Annotated in this window: 11 protein-coding genes; 3 read left to right on the forward strand and 8 right to left on the reverse strand. The window is 72.1% G+C overall.

Going from position 1 to position 19,570, the window contains the following annotated elements:
- The first annotated feature begins 181 nt into the window (after positions 1-181).
- Entirely contained in the window at positions 182-3,145 is a 2,964-nt protein-coding gene (locus H305_RS0139175) for a helix-turn-helix transcriptional regulator (protein WP_028805266.1), read from the forward strand.
- 446 nt (positions 3,146-3,591) lie between these two features.
- Here H305_RS0139175 and serA read toward each other — a convergent pair whose 3' ends face one another.
- The 6 genes from serA to H305_RS0139205 all read right to left on the reverse strand — a co-directional run bounded on the left by serA (position 3,592) and on the right by H305_RS0139205 (position 13,623).
- Positions 3,592-5,181 carry a phosphoglycerate dehydrogenase gene (gene serA, locus H305_RS0139180; protein ID WP_028805267.1) on the reverse strand — a complete coding sequence of 530 codons (1,590 nt, stop codon included), beginning with the start codon at positions 5,179-5,181 and terminating at the stop codon, positions 3,592-3,594.
- A gap of 266 nt (positions 5,182-5,447) precedes the next feature.
- Complete coding sequence (ilvC, locus tag H305_RS0139185) at positions 5,448-6,449, reverse strand: ketol-acid reductoisomerase (RefSeq protein ID WP_028805268.1); 1,002 nt, start codon at positions 6,447-6,449, stop codon at positions 5,448-5,450.
- A 127-nt stretch (positions 6,450-6,576) separates the two neighbouring features.
- On the reverse strand, positions 6,577-7,107 hold the full coding sequence (gene ilvN, locus H305_RS0139190; protein WP_028805269.1) for an acetolactate synthase small subunit: 531 nt from the start codon (positions 7,105-7,107) through the stop codon (positions 6,577-6,579).
- A gap of 19 nt (positions 7,108-7,126) precedes the next feature.
- On the reverse strand, positions 7,127-8,980 hold the full coding sequence (locus H305_RS0139195; RefSeq protein ID WP_028805270.1) for an acetolactate synthase large subunit: 1,854 nt from the start codon (positions 8,978-8,980) through the stop codon (positions 7,127-7,129).
- 227 nt (positions 8,981-9,207) lie between these two features.
- A complete protein-coding gene (locus H305_RS0139200) occupies positions 9,208-12,462 on the reverse strand; it encodes a putative bifunctional diguanylate cyclase/phosphodiesterase (RefSeq protein WP_028805271.1) in 3,255 nt (1,084 codons plus the stop codon).
- Positions 12,463-12,681: 219 nt separating this feature from the next.
- On the reverse strand, positions 12,682-13,623 hold the full coding sequence (locus H305_RS0139205) for a 2-hydroxyacid dehydrogenase (RefSeq protein ID WP_037766802.1): 942 nt from the start codon (positions 13,621-13,623) through the stop codon (positions 12,682-12,684).
- A gap of 76 nt (positions 13,624-13,699) precedes the next feature.
- Here H305_RS0139205 and H305_RS0139210 point away from each other — a divergent pair, with 76 nt between their 5' ends.
- Together H305_RS0139210 and H305_RS0139215 are read left to right on the forward strand one after the other, a co-directional pair.
- Positions 13,700-14,698, forward strand: a complete 999-nt coding sequence (locus H305_RS0139210; RefSeq protein ID WP_028805273.1) for an aldo/keto reductase — start codon at positions 13,700-13,702, stop codon at positions 14,696-14,698.
- Between the two features lie 100 nt (positions 14,699-14,798).
- Entirely contained in the window at positions 14,799-15,974 is a 1,176-nt protein-coding gene (locus tag H305_RS0139215; RefSeq protein WP_028805274.1) for a PQQ-dependent sugar dehydrogenase, read from the forward strand.
- Between the two features lie 125 nt (positions 15,975-16,099).
- Here the strand turns inward: H305_RS0139215 and H305_RS48365 are convergent, their stop codons facing one another.
- Together H305_RS48365 and H305_RS0139225 are read right to left on the reverse strand one after the other, a co-directional pair.
- A complete protein-coding gene (locus H305_RS48365) occupies positions 16,100-19,189 on the reverse strand; it encodes a helix-turn-helix transcriptional regulator (RefSeq protein ID WP_037766809.1) in 3,090 nt (1,029 codons plus the stop codon).
- 185 nt (positions 19,190-19,374) lie between these two features.
- Positions 19,375-19,566 carry a hypothetical protein gene (locus tag H305_RS0139225; RefSeq protein WP_028805275.1) on the reverse strand — a complete coding sequence of 64 codons (192 nt, stop codon included), beginning with the start codon at positions 19,564-19,566 and terminating at the stop codon, positions 19,375-19,377.
- Positions 19,567-19,570 lie beyond the last annotated feature (4 nt).

The following is a 19,570-nucleotide window of genomic DNA, read 5'->3' on the forward strand; positions in this document are numbered from 1 at the left end:
CCCCCGCCGATCCCGGCGCACAGACCGGAGCCACCCCTTGCCAGCACCACACCCGGGACCCCCGCCGATCCCGGCGCACAGGCCAAAGCCGCCGCTCCCCCCTCGCCGCCCCCTGGGGGTCCCCCGGCCCGGGTGCGTCGGCCGGAGCCGTCCTGTCCGAGCCGCGTGCCAGGATGTCCTCGTGGCACAGACTTTCGGTACGCCGTTCATCGGCCGCGCGGACGAACTCGCCCGGCTCACCGGCGTGCTGGAGCGGGCGAAACAGGGCGACCCGCGCGCCGTACTGGTGGCGGGCGACGCCGGCGTCGGCAAGACCCGCACCCTCGCGGAAGCCGCGGCCCACGCCGCCGCCACCGGCATGACGGTCCTCACCGGCCACTGCGTGGACCTGGGCGACGTAGGCCTGCCGTACCTGCCGTTCACGGAGATCCTCGGTGCCCTCGCCGCGGACGAGCGCTTCGCCCCCGCCGTCGCGGCGCACCCTGCCGTGGGCCCGCTGCTCGGCGCGGGCCCCGGCACCGGCGCGGACCACGGCGGGCGGCTCCAGCTCTTCGAGGGGCTCGCCGGACTCCTCGCCGCCGTCACCGACATCAGCCCGCTGCTGCTGGTCCTCGAAGACCTGCACTGGGCGGACCAGTCCTCCCGCGACCTCCTGCGCTTCCTGCTCAGCCGCGGCGTCCTGCAACGGCCGGCGGCCGGCGCCTTTGCCCACCGCCTCGCGGTCTTCGCGTCCTACCGGGCGGACGACCTGCACCGGCGCCACCCCCTGCGCCCCCTGCTCGCCGAGCTGATACGGCTGCCCGCCGTCGACCGCCTCGAACTGCGGCCCATGCCCGACGCCGAGGTGGCCCGCCTGGTCCGGGCCCTGCGCACGGACGCCGTGCCGGAGACCACGGTCACCCGCATCGTCGAACGCGCCGAGGGCAACGCCTTCTACGCGGAGGAACTGCTCGCCGCGCTGCCGGGCGGCGTCGACACCGCCTCCCCCGCCATGCCCAGCGGCCTCGCCGACGTCCTCCTCATCCGGATCGAGCAACTCTCCGAGACCGCCCAGCAGGTGCTGCGCACGGCGGCCGTCGCCGGCCGCCGCGTCGAGCACGACCTGCTGCGCGACGCCGTACAACTGCCCGAGGACGCGCTGGAGTCAGCGCTGCGCGAGGCCGTCGGCCGGCAGCTGCTCGTCCCCGACGAAGCTGCCGCGTACTCGTTCCGGCATGCCCTGACCCGCGAGGCCGTGTACGCCGACCTGCTGCCGGGCGAGCGGGTCCGGCTGCACGGAACCTTCGCCCGGCTCCTCGCGGAGAACGGCCGTTCGGCACGGAACGCGGCGGAGCGGGCCCATCACTCGCGCGAGAGCCACGACCTCGCCGACGCGCTGACGGCCTCGCTCGAAGCCGCCGACCACGCCCAGCAGGTCGGCGCGCCCGCCGAGGAACTGCGCCACGTGGAGATGGCCCTCGAACTGTGGCCCGCGGTGGACGCCGCGGCCCGCCCGGGGGACGGCGACCCGGTGACCCTCACCCTGCGCGCCTCCGCGGCGGCCGCGCGGGCCGGCGAGTCCCACCGGGCGGTCCACCTCACCCGAGCCGCGCTCGCCCGGGCGGGCTCGGACGCCGACTCGGAACTCGCGGCGCGCGTCCGCTACACCCTCGCGGGCAACCTGATGCGCATCGACAGCCTGAAGGCGGCCTTCACCTACAGCAGCGAAGCGCTCGCCATGATCCCCGAGGAGCCTCCCTCGTACACCTGGGTGTGGGCGGCGGCCACCCATGTCATGGCGGCGCGGTACGTGGGCCGGGACGAGGACGCCGAGCGGGTCGCCCGCCAGGCGCTGCGCACCGCCGAACAGCTCCGGCTCGTCGACGCGCAGGCCGACCTGTTGGTCTCCCTGGTCGGTCTGGAGCCGGACAACCGGCGTACGCGGCGAGGCCGCGACCGGCTGCGGCAGGCCCGCGGTCTGGCACGCGGCTCCGGCAACGTCCCGGTCGAGATGCGCGCGCTCTACAACCTCGCCATCGGCTGCTACGAATCGGGCGACCTCGACGAGTGCCTGAACTGGCTCGGCGAGGGCCTGGACCGTGCCCGCCGTTCCGGTCTCGTCTCCTCGCCGTACGCGCTGGAGCTGCGCTACCTCCAGTCCCTGGTGCTCTACACCCTGGGCCGCTGGGACGAGTGCGTCACCGCGGCGGCGTCCGATGCCGAGCGGCTGCCCGCCGCGGCCGGGTTCGCGATCGGACCCGCCCTGTACGTGGCCGTGGCGCGCGGTGACGAGGACGCCGACGACCGCGCCCGTGCCCTGCTGGCGGGGCCGTTCGACTGGCTGGCCACGCTCATCGGCGGGATCGTGCTGACCGACGCCGCCGCACTGCGCGGGGACGCCGATGCCGCCGTCGGGCGGATGCGCGACACGATCAGCGCGCTCACCGGGAACACGGCCACCGAACGGCCCGACGTCGGGGTCCGGCTGGCCGCGCTCGCCCTGTCCGCGGTCGCGGACACGGCCGCGGAGCTGCGGCTGACCGGGGACGAGGCGGGGGCGCGCCGGTGGACCGGCACCGCGGCCGAGCTGGTGGAGACCGCGCGGGTCACCGCGGACCGGGGCGAGGACGGTTCGCGGCAGGGGCCGGAGGGGCTGGCCTGGCTCGCGCGGGCCGAGGCGGAGTGGCTGCGCGCGCACTCCGGGCCGGACGTGCCGGCCTGGGAGAAGGCCGTCACCGCGTTCGGCTACGGCGATCCGTACGAGCTGGCCCGTTGCCGGTGGCGGCTCGCCGAGGCGCTGCTCGCGGCGGACCGACGGGTGGAGGCCGCCGAGCAGGCGCGGGAGGCGCGTGGGACCGCGGTCCGTCTGGGGGCGGAGCCGCTGCGTGAGGCCGTGGATGCGCTCGTGCGGCGCGGGCGGCTGGGTGGGGCGCCGTCCGGCGCGGACCGCTCCCCCGTGCTGACCGCCCGGGAGAGCGATGTCCTGCTGCTGCTCTCGCGGGGGCGCACCAATCGTCAGATAGGGGAGGAGCTCTTCATCAGCGGCAAGACGGCGAGCGTGCACGTGTCCAACATTCTCGCGAAGCTGGGTGCCGCGAGCCGCACGGAGGCCGTCGCCATCGCCTACCGCGAGGGCCTGGTCACTCCCGGCCGGGACGGCTCCTGACCCCGGCCGGAACGGTCGCCCTGACCCGGCCGGAACGCCCTCCGGCCCGGGTCGCGACGCCCCGCCCGCCCCGGCCGCGACGCCCCGCCGGCCCCGGCCGCGACGCTCCGCCGGCCCCGGTCGGACGCCCCGATCGGACACCCCGGCCCGGATTCCCTGCCCGGAGGCCTCGGCCCCAGGTCGGCGCCGCCCGGGTTTCTTCGCCCCCGCCGCCCCTACCCGTCCCCTGCCTGGGGCTCCGCCCCCAGCCCCCGCTCCTCAATCGCCGGAGGGGCTGTTTCTCGCTGATGCACTCCCCCGCTCACAGCACCGCGGAAACCGCAAACGCCGGACGCGCCGGTGCCCCCGGTGTACGGAAGCTCCCAGCCCGTCCGGCGCTTGAGGACGAGACCGTCCAGGCCGATGCGGGGGTCTGGGGGCGGCGGCCCCCAGGGGTGCGGGCGACCTCAGACGAGGTTGACCGAGCGAGCCGAAGCCGCTCCGATCTCCTCCGCCAGCTCACCGAGCACCGCCGGCGAGACCGTGTCGTCCACGGTGAGCACGGCGACCGCCTCGCCGCCCACCGCGGCACGGGCGACCTGCATACCGCCGATGTTGATGCCGGCCTCGCCGAGGATGCGGCCGACGGTGCCCACGACACCGGGACGGTCCTCGTAGCGCAGCACGACCATGTGGTCGGCGAGCGCGAGGTCCACGTCGTACTCGCCGACGGCGACGATCTTCTGGAGGTGCTTCGGCCCGGCCAGCGTGCCGGACACCGAGACCTCCTGGCCGTCGCCGAGCGTGCCGCGCACGGTGACGACATTGCGGTGGTCCGGGGACTCCGAGCTGGTGGTCAGCCGGACCTCGACGCCGCGCTCCTGGGCGAACAGCGGGGCGTTGACGTACGACACCGTCTCGTCGACGACGTCCTCGAACACGCCCTTGAGCGCGGAGAGTTCGAGCACCTTGACGTCGTGCTGGGTGATCTCGCCGTACACCTCGACGTCGAGACGGACCGCGACCTCGCCCGCGAGGGCGGTGAAGATGCGGCCGAGACGCTCGGCGAGCGGCAGGCCCGGCTTGACGTCTTCGGCGATGACACCGCCCTGGACGTTCACCGCGTCGGGGACGAGCTCGCCCGCGAGGGCCAGGCGCACCGAGCGGGCGACGGCGATGCCGGCCTTCTCCTGCGCCTCGTCGGTGGAGGCGCCGAGGTGCGGGGTGCACACGACCTGGTCGAGCTCGAAGAGCGGGGAGTCCGTGCAGGGCTCCTTCGCGTACACGTCGAGGCCGGCGCCGGCGACTCGGCCCTCCTTGAGCGCCGAGAACAGCGCCGCCTCGTCGACGATTCCGCCGCGCGCGGCGTTGACGATGCGCACCGTGGGCTTGACCTTGTGCAGCGCCTCGTCGCCGATGAGGCCGAGGGTCTCGGGGGTCTTGGGGAGGTGGACGGTGATGAAATCCGACACCTCCAGCAGCTCGTCCAGCGACAGCACCTTGACGCCCATCTGCGCGGCACGGGCGGGCTGCACGTACGGGTCGTAGGCGACGACCTTCATGCCGAACGCGGACATGCGCTGCGCGACGAGCGCGCCGATGCGGCCGAGGCCGACGACACCGAGGGTCTTCTCGGCGAGCTCGACACCGGTGTACTTGCTGCGCTTCCACTCGCCGTTCTTCAGGGCCGAGTTGGCCTGCGGGATGTTGCGCGCGGTGGCGAGGAGGAGACCGCAGGCCAGTTCGGCGGCGGTCACGATGTTCGAGGTGGGGGCGTTGACGACCATCACGCCGGCCTTGGTGGCGGCGGAGACGTCGACGTTGTCCAGGCCGACGCCGGCTCGTGCGACGACCTTCAGCTTCTTCGCGGCCGCCACGGCCTCGGCGTCGACCTTGGTGGCCGAGCGGATCAGGATGGCGTCGACGTCGGCGACGGCGGGCAGCAGTTCGGCGCGGTCCGCGCCGTTGCAGTGCCGGATCTCGAAGTCCGGGCCCAGGGCGTCGACGGTAGCGGGCGACAGCTCTTCAGCGATGAGTACGACAGGTTTCGAGCTCACGTGAGTCCTCACAAGTCCAATGCGGACGGCCGTCCCGACGGCCGCAGGCGGTGGAGGTTGGCTAGCCGCGTGGAAGACGCACGACGCTGTGGGCCTGACGCGTATGTTGTGCAGCAGTGTAGTGGCGTCACGCCGTTCGTCTTACGCCGCTGCGGAAGGATCACCCGTCCGTGGCTGGACGGGATGGACAACGCCGTGTTCTCGGCGTTACCCGGGGTTCGACGAAGGGGCCGAAGCGTCACGCTCCGGCCCCCGCGTCGTTCGGCTCACGCCTCGTCGTCGTTCACCCACGACATGAGCTTGCGCAGCTCCTTGCCGGTGGTCTCCAGCAGCGACTCGGCGTCCTGCTTCTTGTACTCGTTGTACCTCTTCAGACCGGAGTGGTACTCCTCCATCCAGTTCTTGGCGAACGTGCCGTCCTGGATCTCGGCGAGGACCTTCTTCATCTCGGCCTTGGTGGCGTCCGTGATGATGCGCGGGCCGGTGACGTAGTCGCCCCACTCGGCGGTCTCGGAGACGGACCAGCGCATCTTCTCCAGGCCGCCCTCGTACATCAGGTCGACGATGAGCTTCAGCTCGTGGAGGCACTCGAAGTAGGCGATCTCCGGCTGGTAGCCGGCCTCGGTCAGGGTCTCGAAGCCCGCCTTGACCAGCGCGGCCGTACCACCGCACAGGACGGCCTGCTCACCGAACAGGTCGGTCTCGGTCTCCTCGGTGAAGGTCGTCTTGATGACACCGGCACGGGTGCCGCCGATGCCCTTGGCGTACGAGAGCGCGAGCGCGAAGGCGTTGCCGGTCGCGTCCTGCTCGACGGCCGCGATGCAGGGGACACCGCGGCCCTCCTCGTACTGGCGGCGCACCAGGTGGCCCGGGCCCTTGGGAGCGACCATGGCGACGTCGACACCGGCCGGGGGCTTGATGAAGCCGTAGCGGATGTTGAGGCCGTGGCCGAAGAACAGGGCGTCGCCGTCCTTCAGGTTCGGGGCGATGTGCTCCTCGTAGACCTGGGCCTGGATCGGGTCCGGCACCAGGATCATGATGACGTCGGCCTCGGCGGCGGCCTCCGACGGCGTCACCACGCGCAGGCCCTGCTCCTCGGCCTTCGCCTTGGACTTGGAGCCCTCGTGCAGACCGACGCGGACGTCGACACCCGAGTCACGCAGCGACAGCGCGTGGGCGTGGCCCTGGCTGCCGTAGCCGATGACCGCGACCTTGCGGCCCTGGATGATGGACAGGTCGGCGTCGTCGTCGTAGAACAGCTCGGCCACTGGGGTTCTCCTTGGTGTGCTCGTGTTGCGTCCCACCGTACGGCGGGCGGGGGAAGGGAAGTCTTCGGGTCTCGGTATGCGGGCGGACCGTGTACGCCGTCCGCCCGCACCGAGACGGTTTCCAGGATCAGGCCGACCGGTCCAGAGCGCGCAGCGACCGGTCCGTGATCGAACGCGCCCCGCGTCCGATCGCGATCGTGCCGGACTGGACAAGCTCCTTGATGCCGAACGGCTCCAGCATCTTGAGCATGGCCTCCAGCTTGTCGCTGCCACCGGTCGCCTCGATGGTGACCGCCTCCGGGGAGACGTCCACGGTCTTGGCGCGGAACAACTGAACGATCTCGACGATCTGGGAGCGAGTCTCGTTGTCGGCGCGGACCTTCACCAGAACGAGTTCGCGCTGAACGGCCGAACCGGGCTCCAGCTCGACGATCTTCAGCACGTTGACGAGCTTGTTGAGCTGCTTGGTGACCTGTTCGAGCGGCAGTGCCTCGATCACGTTCACCACGATGGTGATGCGGGAGATGTCGGGGTGCTCGGTGACACCGACTGCCAGCGAGTCGATGTTGAAGCCGCGACGGGAGAACAGGGCCGCGATCCGGGCGAGGATGCCGGGCTTGTTCTCGACGAGGACGGAGAGGGTGTGCTTGCTGCTCATGATCTGACTCGGCTCTCTCTCAGTCGTCTTCGTTGTCGCCGAAGTCGGGGCGGACGTCCCGGGCTGCCATGATCTCGTCGTTCGAGGTGCCGGCGGCGACCATCGGCCACACCATCGCGTCCTCGTGGACGATGAAGTCGACGACGACCGGGCGGTCGTTGATCGAGTTCGCCTCTTCGATGACCTTGTCGAGGTCGTCCGGGGACTCGCAGCGGATGGCGTGGCAGCCCATGGCCTCCGACAGCTTCACGAAGTCGGGGACGCGGGTTCCGGCGCTCGGCTGCTTGCCGTCCGCCTCCGGGCCGGAGTGCAGCACGGTGTTGGAGTAGCGCTGGTTGTAGAAGAGGGTCTGCCACTGGCGGACCATCCCGAGGGCGCCGTTGTTGATGATGGCGACCTTGATCGGGATGTTGTTCAGGGCGCAGGTGGTCAGTTCCTGATTGGTCATCTGGAAGCAGCCGTCGCCGTCGATCGCCCAGACCGCGCGGTCCGGCTGACCGGCCTTGGCGCCCATCGCGGCCGGGACCGCGTAGCCCATCGTCCCGGCGCCGCCCGAGTTCAGCCAGGTGGCGGGCTTCTCGTACTGGATGAAGTGCGCGGCCCACATCTGGTGCTGGCCGACGCCGGCGGCGAAGATCGCGCCCTCGGGCGCGAGCTGCCCGATGCGCTCGATGACCTGCTGCGGGGAGAGCGAACCGTTGTCGGGCTGGTCGTAGCCGAGCGGGTACGTCTCGCGCCAGCGGTTCAGGTCGTTCCACCAGGCGGAGTAGTCGCCGGCGTGTCCCTCGCCGTGCTCCTTCTGCACGGCCTGGATCAGGTCGGCGATGACCTCGCGGGCGTCACCGACGATCGGCACGTCGGCGGCGCGGTTCTTGCCGATCTCGGCCGGGTCGATGTCGGCATGGACGATCTTGGCGTACGGGGCGAAGCTGTCCAGCTTGCCGGTGACGCGGTCGTCGAAGCGGGCTCCGAGGGCGACGATCAGGTCGGCCTTCTGCAGCGCGGTGACGGCGGTGACCGCACCGTGCATGCCCGGCATTCCCACGTGCAGCGGGTGGCTGTCGGGGAATGCGCCGAGCGCCATCAGGGTGGTGGTGACGGGCGCTCCGGTGAGTTCTGCGAGGACCTTCAGCTCGGCGGTGGCGTTCGCCTTGAGGACGCCGCCGCCGACGTACAGGACGGGCCGCTTGGCCTGCGTGATCAGCTTGGCGGCCTCGCGGATCTGCTTGGCGTGTGGCTTGGTCACCGGGCGGTAGCCGGGCAGGTCCTGGACGGGCGGCCACTGGAAGGTGGTCTGCGCCTGGAGGGCGTCCTTGGCGATGTCGACGAGGACGGGGCCAGGACGGCCGGTGGAGGCGATGTGGAAGGCCTCCGCGATCGTCCGCGGGATGTCCTCCGCCTTGGTCACCAGGAAGTTGTGCTTGGTGATCGGCATGGTGATGCCGACGATGTCCGCCTCCTGGAAGGCGTCCGTGCCGATCGCCTTGGAGGCGACCTGACCGGTGATCGCCACGAGCGGCACCGAGTCCATGTGCGCGTCGGCGATCGGGGTGACCAGGTTGGTGGCTCCGGGGCCCGAGGTCGCCATGCAGACACCGACCCTGCCGGTGGCCTGCGCGTAACCGGTGGCCGCGTGGCCGGCGCCCTGCTCGTGGCGGACGAGCACGTGCCGCACCCGCTTGGAGTCCATCAGCGGGTCGTACGCCGGAAGGATCGCACCGCCGGGAATGCCGAATACGGTCTCGGCCCCGACCTCCTCGAGCGAGCGGATGAGGGACTGCGCGCCCGTGACGTGCTCGGGGGCGGACTGCTGTCCTCCGGAACGGGGCCGCGGCTGCGGATGGGCCCCGGTGGCCTGCTCGGTCATCGGCATTCTCTTCTCGATGCTGAGGGTTTTTGCGAGTTTTGTGCGGTGTACGACGTGTGCCTGTGCAACAAAAAACCCCTCGTGCCGTGAGGCAAGCGAGGGGAGCGCGCCGGGTGCGGTCGCTGGGTGTCCCGGGTCCGTCCGGTGGCCACCTAGCTTCAGCCGACGCGCTTTCCAAGTACGAGAATTCGGGTGCGCATGGCATTGACCCTCCCCCCGGCACGCACCGACTGTCAAGTGGGTGGGACGGGAGTCTCATTATGTGAGCGGAGGGCCGTACCGCCCCCGAAAACTGCCGGCACACCACTCGTATACACCCCTGAGCCGCCGCCCGCGAACGCCGGCTCGACCGGGCCGTGGGGCACCGGATAATGGCCGGAAGACAGCGCTCTGCGCAGCCGGTACTCGTCGAGCGGCCCGGAGAACGCCATGCCCTGCCCATGGGTGCAGCCCATCGCGCGCAACGCGATGACCTGCTCCGGAAGGTCGACGCCGTCGGCCACGGACTGGAGTCCGAGGTCGGTGGCGATCCGCAGCAGCCCGCTGGTGATCTTGTGCAGCCGGGCGGACTCCACCACTCCCTCGACCAGACTCCTGTCGAGCTTGAGCACGTCCACCGGGAGTCTCCTGAGCGCCGTGATGGCCGCGTAGCCGCTGCCGAAGCCGTCCAGGGCGATACGGACGCCGAGGCGCCTGAGAGCGTTCAGCCTGCGCTCCAGCTCGTCCAGGGAGACCCGGGGATCGGCGTCGGACAGCTCGATGATCAGGGCGCCGGAGGCGAGTCCGTGCCGGGTGAGCAGGGCTTCCACGGAGCCGAGGGGGCCCGAGCGGTCCAGCAGCCGCCGCGCGTTCGTCCGGACGGTGACGGGCACCGTGACGCCCGTGGCGGTGCGCTGGGCGGCCTGCTCGACGGCTTCCTCGAGCACCCAGCGGCTGAGCTCGGCGGTCTTGTCGCTGTCCTCGGCGACGCGCAGGAACTCCGCGGGCGTGAAGAGCACACCCTGGGCGGAGCGCCAGCGCGCCTGCGCGGTGACCGACGTGATCCGGCCGCTCTCGAGCGACACCACGGGCTGGTGCAGCAGCGCGAACTCGCCGTCCTGCAGAGCCGACCGCAGCCGGGTCGCCAGCTCCGCCTTGCGTACGACGTCCTGCTGCATCTGCGGCGCGTACAGCTCGACGCGTCCCTTGCCCGCCGCCTTGGCGCGGTACATGGCCAGGTCGGCGTTGCGCTGGAGCTCTCCGGCGCCCAGGCCCGGCTCGGCGAAGGCGACACCGATGGACGCGGCCACCCGGACATCGTTGCCGTCGATGGAGTAGGGCTGGGAGAGGGTGACCCGTAGCCGGTCGGCGAGCTCCATGATGTGGTGTTCGCGGGCGCTGCGGTCGCGGTTGCCGTCGCCGACGATCAGAGCCGCGAACTCGTCGCCGCCCAGGCGGGCGGCGGTGTCGCCCTGCCGTACCGAGCCCTGGAGTCTGCGGGCGGCCTGGACGAGGAGTTCGTCGCCGGCCTGGTGCCCGATGGTGTCGTTGACCGCTTTGAAGCCGTCGAGGTCGATGAAGAGGACGGCCGTGCCGCGGTCGGAGGAGCGGCGGCCGGACAGCGCCTGCTGGACGCGCCGGGTGAACAGCGCGCGGTTGGGCAGGTCGGTGAGCGGGTCGTGCTCGGCGTTGTGCTGCAGCTGCGCCTGGAGGCGGACCCGTTCGGTGACGTCGCGGCTGTTGAAGATGAGGCCGCCGTGGTGGCGGTTGACCGTGGACTCCACATTGAGCCAGCCGCCGTCGCCGGACCGGAAACGGCACTCGATCCGGGTGGTGGGTTCCTCGGTGTGGCTGGCCGCGAGGAAACGTCGTACTTCGTGAACTACGCAGCCGAGGTCTTCGGGGTGGATGAGTGCGGCGAGCTCGGAGCCGACGAGATCGTCGGCGTCGCGTCCGTAGACTCCGGCGGCGGCCGGGCTGACGTACCGCAGGACGCCGTTGGGCGCGGCGATCATGATGACGTCGCTGGAGCCCTGCACCAGGGAGCGGAAGTGGTTCTCCTTCTGGGCCAGCTCCTGGGTGAGGGTGATGTTGTCGAGCAGCATGATGCCCTGGCGCACCACGAGGGCCAGCACGACGAGGCCCGCGGTGATCAGGACCACGCGGTCCACGTTGTGGCCGTTGAGGACGTTGTAGAGGATGCCCAGGGTGCAGACGGCGGCGGCCAGGTAGGGCGTGAGGGCGGCCAGCGAGCCGGCGATCGGGCGTGAGACCGGATACCGGCCGTGGCCTCCGTCCTGGGGGTTCACGTGCACGTGCCCCTCTTGCTGCCCGTCGGGCTGTGACGGCTGTGGTCCGTCGTGCCCCTGTGGTCCGTCGTGCCCTTCCGGGCCCTGGAATCCGCGGGATGCGTGGTCCGCCCGCTGCCCGGCGCGCTCTCCCTGGCGCTGCCCTGGAATGTGCTCGTGGACCACGCGCGCGCGCCCTTCCGCGGGGTGGTCGTCGGCGTCCGGCTGTCCGTGCCGGGTGCCGACCCAGGGCGCGTACGCGAGGAGCAGTGAGCCGGCGAACCAGCCCGCGTCGAGGAGCTGGCCCGAGTGATAGCTGTTGTGCAGGAGCGGCGAGGTGAACAGGGCGTCGCACATCACGGTCAGGGCGAGCGCCCCGATCGCCGTGTTCACCGCGGAGCGGTTCACCGACGAACGCCTGAAGTGCAGCGCGAGCACCATGCTGACCAGCGCGATGTCCAGCAGCGGGTACGCGAGGGACAGCGCGGCGTGGGCGACGCTCGGGCCGTCGAACTTCGCGGCCTGGGCGAGCGCGAGGCTCCACGACAGCGTGAGCAGCGAGCCGCCGATCAGCCAGGCGTCCAGCGCGAGGCACACCCAACCCGCCTTGGTGACGGGCCTCTTGGCGAGCACGAGCAGTCCTACGATGGCGGGTGGCGCGAAGCACAGGAAGAACAGGTCGGCATAGCTCGGGCTGGGAACGGGGCGGTCGAGGAGCACCTCGTACCACCCCCAGACCAGGTTCCCGAGCGATGCCATGGCGGAGGAGAGCGCGAACAGCAGCCACGCCGGTCGAAAACGGCTGTGCCGGCTACGGGCGTAGCGGAAGCAGGAGACGGCCGCGGTGCCCGCCGCGGCGCTCAGCCCGAAGTCGCCCATGATCAGCGCAAGTCCAGCGGAGCCCCAGCCGAGCGCGGAACCGACGGCGTATCCCGCGCACACGAGGGCCAGTGCGAGTTGTGAGTACAGACCCGTCCCACCGCCGAACACCGGCCGGCGGGTCAGCAGTGCTCCTGGCGAGCTCACCGGGGCCACCCGGTCGGCGCTGCGGAGTCCCGCTGGTCGCCGTGGGCCGGGTGCGCGTGCCTCCGGCGGCCGCCGTGCCTGCGGTGGTGATGGCCACCATGACCGTGGCCGCCGTACCCGGCGTGGCCGCGTCTGCGCGTGGCCGCGCGCAAGGGCCGTCGTCGGCGGCTCCGCCGCGTCGGATCGTTGGTCCATAGGCCGTGCATCGCCCGTCGCCCCCCTCGCAGTCCGAATGTTCAACCCCGGCGCCGAACGGTGCGCGGCGCAGCCCCTGTCGGGACGATACACCAGTCTCGTCACTCAGGGACATAGTTCCTCTACGCTCCGTGACGACCAGCACGGATGTCGCAACTGCCCGCGTTCGGGGAACTGCGGAGGGTGCTCGAAGCGGACGGTGTGCGAACGGGACGTGACCTAAGCGCCGGTGGTAAGGACCACGTTCCGCAGCGGCTCCCGGTTCACGAAACGGTTCAACTGGTCCGCCAGGAGCCGCTTGGCGCGCGGCATGAACGCCGAAGTGGGACCGCCGACGTGGGGGCTGATGAGCACGCCGGGCGCGTGCCACAAGGGGTGTCCCTGCGGCAGCGGCTCGGGATCGGTGACGTCGAGGGCCGCGGTGAGCCGGCCACTCTCCAACTCGGCGAGCAGGGCCTTGGTGTCGACGACGGGGCCGCGCGCGACGTTCACGAGGAGCGCGCCGTCCTTCATCCGGGACAGGAACTCGGCGTCCACCAGGCCTCTTGTGTCCTCGGTGAGGGGCGTGGACAGCACCACGACGTCGGCCTCGGGCAGCAGGGCGGGAAGTTCCGTGAGTGGATGCACCAGACCGCGCGCCATGGTGCGCTCGGAGCGCGCGACGCGCGCCACCCGCGCCACCTCGAAGGGCGCGAGCCGGTCCTCGATGGCGGCCCCGATGGACCCGTAGCCCACGATCAGCACGGACTTGTCGGCGAGCGCGGGACGGAAGCCCGAGCGCCACTCCCCTTTGTCCTGGCCGCGCACGAAGTCGGGGATGCCGCGCAGTGAGGCGAGGATCAGGGCGAGGGTGAGCTCCGCCGTGCTCGCCTCGTGCACACCGCGCGCGTTGCACAGCTGTACTCCCGGACGCAGGTGCCCGAGGCTCGGCAGGACGTGGTCGACACCGGCGGAGAGCGTCTGCACGACCTGGACCGACGTCATCCCTGGCATCGGCCGCTGCGAGACCGCGGGCGGCTTCATGTAGGGGACGACGTAGAACGCGCACCCGGCCGGGTCCGCGGGGAAGTCCTGGCCGCCGTCCCAGAAGCGATAGTTCAGGCCTTCGGGGAGGCCTTCGATCTCGTCGGCGCGAATCGGGAGCCACACATCGGGAGTCATGGTCAGGAGGCTATGCCAGGGACCCGCAGGCACAGAGGTTAGGTTGGGGTGCCAGCAAGGGGAGGATCACGGCCAGGTGGAGCGCAGGACGATCGGGGCGGCGGCGCTCGAGGTGGGCGCGGTCGGGCTCGGGTGCATGCCGATGAGCTGGGCGTACACCGCTTCGCGCCAGCGCGGCGAGGAGTCGCTGCGCGCGGTGCACACGGCGCTCGACCAGGGCTCGACGCTGCTCGACACGGCCGACATGTACGGCCCGTTCACCAATGAGCTCCTGGTGGGACGGGTGCTGAAGGAGCGGCGCTCCGACGCCTTCGTGTCGACCAAGGTCGGTCTGCTGGTCGGCGAGCAGCACATCGTGGCCAACGGCCGCCCCGGCTACGTGAGACGGGCGTGCGACGCGTCGCTGCGCCGGCTCCAGACGGACGTGATCGACCTCTATCAGCTGCATCGCGCGGACCCGGAGGTCCCGGTCGAGGAGACCTGGGGCGCGATGGCAGACCTGGTCACCGCGGGCAAGGTCCGCTCGCTCGGCCTGTGTGCGGTGGGCGCCCGGTCCGGCCGCCGCTCGGGGACGCGGCTGCACGACGGGACGATCCGGCAGCTGGAGCGGGTGCAGCAGGTCTTCCCGGTCAGCGCGGTCGAGGCCGAGCTGTCGGTGTGGTCGACGGAGGCGCTGGACGCGCTGCTGCCGTGGTGCGCGGCGCGCGGGGTCGGCTTCCTGTCGGCGATGCCGCTCGGCAACGGTTTCCTGACCGGCACGCTGACCCCCGGCGAGGGTTTCGAGCCCGACGACGTGCGCGCCCGCCACCCCCGTTTCACCGCGGAGATGATGGCGGCGAACCAGCCGATCGTGGCGGGGCTGCGGCGGATCGCCCGGCGGCACGGGGACGAGGTGACGCCCGCGCAGGTGGCGCTCGCGTGGGTGCTGGCACAGGGGCCGCAGGTGGTTCCGGTGCCGGGGACCAAGCAGGAGCGCTGGGTCACCGAGAACGCGCGGGCGGCCGGACTGCGGCTGACGGCGGCGGACCTCGCCGAGGTGGCGGCGCTGCCGGGGGCGCGGGGATCGTGGGACTGAGCCCGCCCGCGGCGGGGCTGTCCGCCTCGGGCTTCGGTGATCGGGAACCTGCGCGGCACCGGCGGTGTATGAACAGTAGGACCGCCGCGTCGAAGGGACCTTGATCGTGCAAGGACGAGTGGTGACGGCCGTGTTGGCCGCGGCAGCGCTTCTGGTGACGGCCGGCTGTTCCTCCGGGGACGGGGGCGCGCCGGACGACGGGAAGAGCGCGTTCCCGGGCCTCGGGAGTTCGACGCCTGCGTCGTCGCCCTCCGGGAGTCCCACCGAGGAGTCACCCCCGGCGAAGGGTTCGGTGAAGGTGGTGCGGACGGTCGCCGAGGGCCTGAAGACGCCCTGGGGTCTGGCGCCGCTGCCGGAGGGCGGGCTCCTGGTGTCCTCGCGGGACGAGGGGACGATCGTCCGGGTGGACGAGAAGACCGGCCGGAAGACGGAGCTCGGCGAGGTGCCGGGAGTCGCGCCCGCGGGCGAGGGCGGCCTCCTGGGCATCGCCCTCTCCCCGGACTACGCCTCGGACCACATGGTCTACGCGTACTTCACCACCGCCTCGGACAACCGCATCGTCCGCATGCTGTACGACGCGAAGAAGCCGCCGGGTGAGCAGCTCGGTGCTCCGGACACCGTCTTCAAGGGCATCCCCAAGGGGGTGATCCACAACGGCGGCCGGATCGCGTTCGGCCCGGACAAGATGCTGTACGCCGGCGCGGGCGAGACCGGTGACCGCGGGCAGGCCCAGGACAAGAAGGCGCTGGGCGGCAAGATCCTGCGGATGACCCCGGACGGCGATCCCGCGCCGGGCGATCCCTTCGGCGACTCCGTCGTCTATTCGTACGGCCACCGCAATGTGCAGGGGCTGGCCTGGGACGACAAACAGCGGCTGTGGGCCTCCGAGTTCGGCCAGGACACCTGGGACGAGCTGAACCAGATCAAGCCCGGCGACAATTACGGATGGCCGGTCGTCGAGGGCCGCGGCGGCGATGCCAAGTACCACGACCCGGTCGCCCAGTGGCACACCGACGACGCCTCCCCCAGCGGCATCGCCTACGCCGAGGGTTCCATCTGGATGGCGGGTCTCAAGGGAGAGAGGCTCTGGCGCATCCCCCTGAGCGGCACGAAGGCGTCGGCGGCCCCCGAGTCCTTCCTCAAGGGCGAGTACGGCCGCCTGCGGACGGTCGTCTCCGCCGGTGGCGACAAGCTCTGGCTGACGACGAGTGAGACAGACGGCCGCGGCAGCCCCGCCAAGGGGGACGACAAGATCCTGGAGCTGAAGGTGAGCTAGGGGCAGCGCCCGGGGCCCGATGACACCACTGCGGACCCGTGCGAACAGCGCTGTCGGAGCAGTTCCGACATGGCCTTCACCCCCGCGCTGAAGGGAGGAGCACCGGCCGAGATCAAAGGTAGCTCTCAGCCCGTCGCCCTGGCGGCCGGGGCCTGTGGGGGAAAGAGCCGCAGCCGGTGTGCGAGCGCAGCGGCCTCCCCCCGCCCTGAGACGTCCAGCTTGGCCAGAATGTTCGAGACATGGACGCTGGCCGTCTTCGGGGAGATGAACAGCTCCTCGGCGATCTGCCGGTTGCTGCGGCCGGCGGCCACGAGGCGCAGCACGTCGCGCTCGCGGCTGGTGAGGCCGAGCGCCAGCGCCGGGTCCTTGGGGGCTGAAGCGTCCGGTGCGGGGGCGGCGGTCAGGGTCAGCCGGGCCCGCTGGGCGAGCAGTGCGACGGCGTCGGCGAGCGGACGCGCGCCGAGGTGATCGGCCGCCGCCCCGGCCAGCCGCAGCAGTTCGGTGGCGCGGGCGCGGTCGTCCTCCTCGGCGCCCGAGACCAGGAGGGCCTCGGCGAGGCGGTACCGGACCCGGGCGAGGTCGTAGGGGCGCTCCAGGACTTCGAAGGCGGTGACGACCTCGGACCAGTCGTCCGGGGCGGTGATCCCTTCGGCGCGCCGGAGTTCGGCGCGCACCCAGGCCTCGTGGGCGAGCCACACGGGCGCGCCCGTGGCCAGCCGCTTCGCCATGGTGCGGACGCGTTCCACGGTGTCGGCGCGGCCCGCTTCGGCGAGGGGCAGCCCCCTGGCGTCCGCCTCCGCGGTGGCGGCGGCGAGCAACAGCGGCCAGGCGTAACGCTGGGTGCCGGGCGGGAAGCCGCAGTCCAGGGCCTGTTCCAGGACGGCGCGGGCGTCGAGGAGACGGCCCTTCGCCGCGGCGACGCCGAGGGTGGTGCGCAGCAGTGGCAGGGCGTGCTGCGGCTGGATGTCATGGGTCCCGAAGTGGTTGCCGGCGGCCGCCAGTTGGCGTCCGGCCTCGGCGAGGTCCCCGCGGGCGAGGGCGAGGGGTGCGAGCCGGGAGGCGCCGACGCCGGACGGCTTGCCGCTGAGCCCGATGCCCAGCGCGTTCCGTGCCGCTTCGGTGGCCTCGTCCCAGTGACCGAGGGAGCCGAGCGACTCGGAGAGGTTCCCCCAGATCCAGGCCTCGGTGTCCAGCAGCCCGTGCTTCCGCGCGAGTTCGGCGCCCTCGCGGAGGATCCGGACGGCTTCCCGGGAGCGGCCGACCGACTCCAGGTGGGAGGGCAGGTTGATGTGCACGCGGCCCATCACGAGGAAGACGTCCTGCCGGACCACCTGCTCCCTGACCTCGTACAGCTCCTCGAGCCCCGCCTCGACGTCGCCCGAGTCGACCATGAGTCCGCCGAGGGTGAGCCGCGCGTTCAGCTCGATGTCGCGGGCGCCCACCATGCGCGCGTACTCCACGGCGCGCTCGGCGGCAAAGACGGCGCCGGGGCCCGGCTCGTGGAGCATGCTCCAGGCGGCGACGTTCGACAGGACCTCGGCGTGCACCTCGGACGGCGGGAGGCCGCGGACCAGGTCCTGGGCGGTGGCGAGTTCCGTCCAGCCGTCGCCGCGGGCCTGTGCCTGGATGAGGCGGGAGCGCTGGATCCAGAACCAGGCGGCGCGCAGGGGGTCTCCCTTGGCCGTGCCCGGCTGGGAGTTCGGGGACGGTGCGGCCTCGTCCTCCAGGAGGTGCAGCGCGCGCTTGGTGATCTTCAGGGCGCGCTCGCGCTCCCCGCAGAGCCGGCCCGCGACGGCGGCCTCGGCCATCAGGTCGAGGTAGCGCAGGGGTGTGGTGGCGGGGTCGCAGCCGCAGGGCGGGTAGACCTCCACGTAGTCGACGGGCCGCAGTTCGGCGCGGACGGTGTCCGGGGTGACGTCCCACAGCTCCATGGCCCGCTCCAGGAGCCGCAGTTGCTCGGAGGGGGCGTGGCGGCGGCGGGCCTGGACGGAGGCGTCGAGGACGGCGGGGAGGGCCTTGGCCGCGTCGTGGGCGTGGTACCAGTAGCTGGCCAGGCGGGTGACGCGCTCGTCGGCCGGTACGAGCGCCGGGTCGGCCTCCAGGGCCTCGGCGTACCGGCGGTTGAAGCGGGAACGCTCGCCGGGCAGCAGGTCGTCGCTGACGGCCTCGCGGACCAGGGAGTGGCGGAAGCGGTAGCCGTCGCCGCCGGGTGAGGCGAGCAGGATGTTGGCGCCCACGCAGGCGCGCAGTGCCTCGATGAGGTCGTCCTCGGCGAGCCCTGCCACGGCGGCGAGCAGCGGGTACTCGACGGTGGAGCCGCCCTCGGCGACGATCCGGGTGACGCGCTGGGCGCTTTCGGGCAGGCCCTCGACCCGGACGAGGAGCAGGTCGCGCAGGGAGTCCGTGAGCCCGGTGGGACAGCCCTCGTGCGCGGCGACGGCGAGTTCCTCGACGAAGAAGGCGTTGCCGTCGGAGCGGCCGAAGATGTCGTCGACCTGGGCCGGGTCGGGTTCGTGGGCGAGGATCCCGGCGATTTGGCGGCCGACCTCGGCGCGGCTGAGGCGGCTCAGTTCGATGCGGCGGACGGTGCGCAACCGGTCCAGTTCGGCGAGGAGGGGGCGCAGTGGGTGGCGGCGGTGGATGTCGTCGGCACGATAGCTGGCGACGACGACGAGACGGCCGCTGCGCAGCGTGCGGAAGAGGTAGGCGAGGAGGTGACGGGTGGAGGCGTCGGCCCAGTGCAGGTCTTCGAGGGCGACGACGACGGTGCGGTCGGCTGCGACACGCTCCAGGAGACGAGCGGTGAGTTCGAACAGGCGGGCCATGCCCTCCTCTTCGTACCGGCGGCCGGAGGTCTCGCCGAGCTCCGGCAGGAGCCGGGCCAGTTCCTCCTCCTGTCCGGCCGCCGCGGCCGCGAGCTCGTCGGGGAGCTGCCGGCGCAGGGCGCGCAGGGCGGTGGAGAACGGCGCGAAGGGGAGACCGTCGGCGCCGATCTCCACGCAGCCGCCGCAGGCGAAGACGGCGCCTGCGCGCGTGGCCGCCGCGGCGAACTCCTCCAGCAGGCGGGTCTTTCCGACACCCGCCTCGCCGCCGAGCAGCAGCGCCTGCGGCTCGCCCGCGGCGGCGCGGGCGAGCGCGTCGTTCAACTCCCCCATCTCGTCGGTGCGTCCGACGAACACCGGGCTGACGGACCTGGTCTCCACAGGCCCGAGCATCGCACAGGGGTCCGACAGTGCGGCACCGGATATCGCGACGGCGTCCGCGGCGCCGGCGCCTGTGGCGGGGGCCGTACGGACGAAGGCGCCGACCTTCTCGGTCGGCGCCTCGCCGGGGAGGTTCCCTGTCGTGTTCCGCGGCGGGCGGCCGCCCCCGGTACGGCCGCCCGCCCGTGCCCCGGCGTTCACGCGACGCGTGCGAACCGGTGCCTGCGGGGGTGGTTGCTATGTCCCTCGTTCTCGTTGCGTCCTGCCTCACGCGCGGCGGCGTCGCGGCCGGCCCGGCGGACGCGGCGCGCCTCACGGACGAGCCGGTGGTTCTCGGCCTCGCGGATGAGCTCTGCGGAACGGATCTGGTGAAGCTCGTACTCGAACATCTCG

Source organism: Streptomyces sp. 142MFCol3.1, from assembly GCF_000424945.1.
Taxonomy (GTDB): domain Bacteria; phylum Actinomycetota; class Actinomycetes; order Streptomycetales; family Streptomycetaceae; genus Streptomyces; species Streptomyces siamensis.

Excerpts from the sequence above, each read along its gene's own strand:
- H305_RS0139200 (WP_028805271.1), bottom strand. The coding sequence starts at position 12,462 with ATGGACCAACGATCCGACGCGGCGGAGCCGCCGACGACGGCCCTTGCG.
- H305_RS48365 (WP_037766809.1), bottom strand. The coding sequence starts at position 19,189 with ATGCTCGGGCCTGTGGAGACCAGGTCCGTCAGCCCGGTGTTCGTCGGA.
- H305_RS0139225 (WP_028805275.1), bottom strand. The coding sequence starts at position 19,566 with ATGTTCGAGTACGAGCTTCACCAGATCCGTTCCGCAGAGCTCATCCGC.
- ilvN (WP_028805269.1), bottom strand. The coding sequence starts at position 7,107 with ATGAGCAGCAAGCACACCCTCTCCGTCCTCGTCGAGAACAAGCCCGGC.
- H305_RS0139205 (WP_037766802.1), bottom strand. The coding sequence starts at position 13,623 with ATGACTCCCGATGTGTGGCTCCCGATTCGCGCCGACGAGATCGAAGGC.
- H305_RS0139195 (WP_028805270.1), bottom strand. The coding sequence starts at position 8,980 with ATGCCGATGACCGAGCAGGCCACCGGGGCCCATCCGCAGCCGCGGCCC.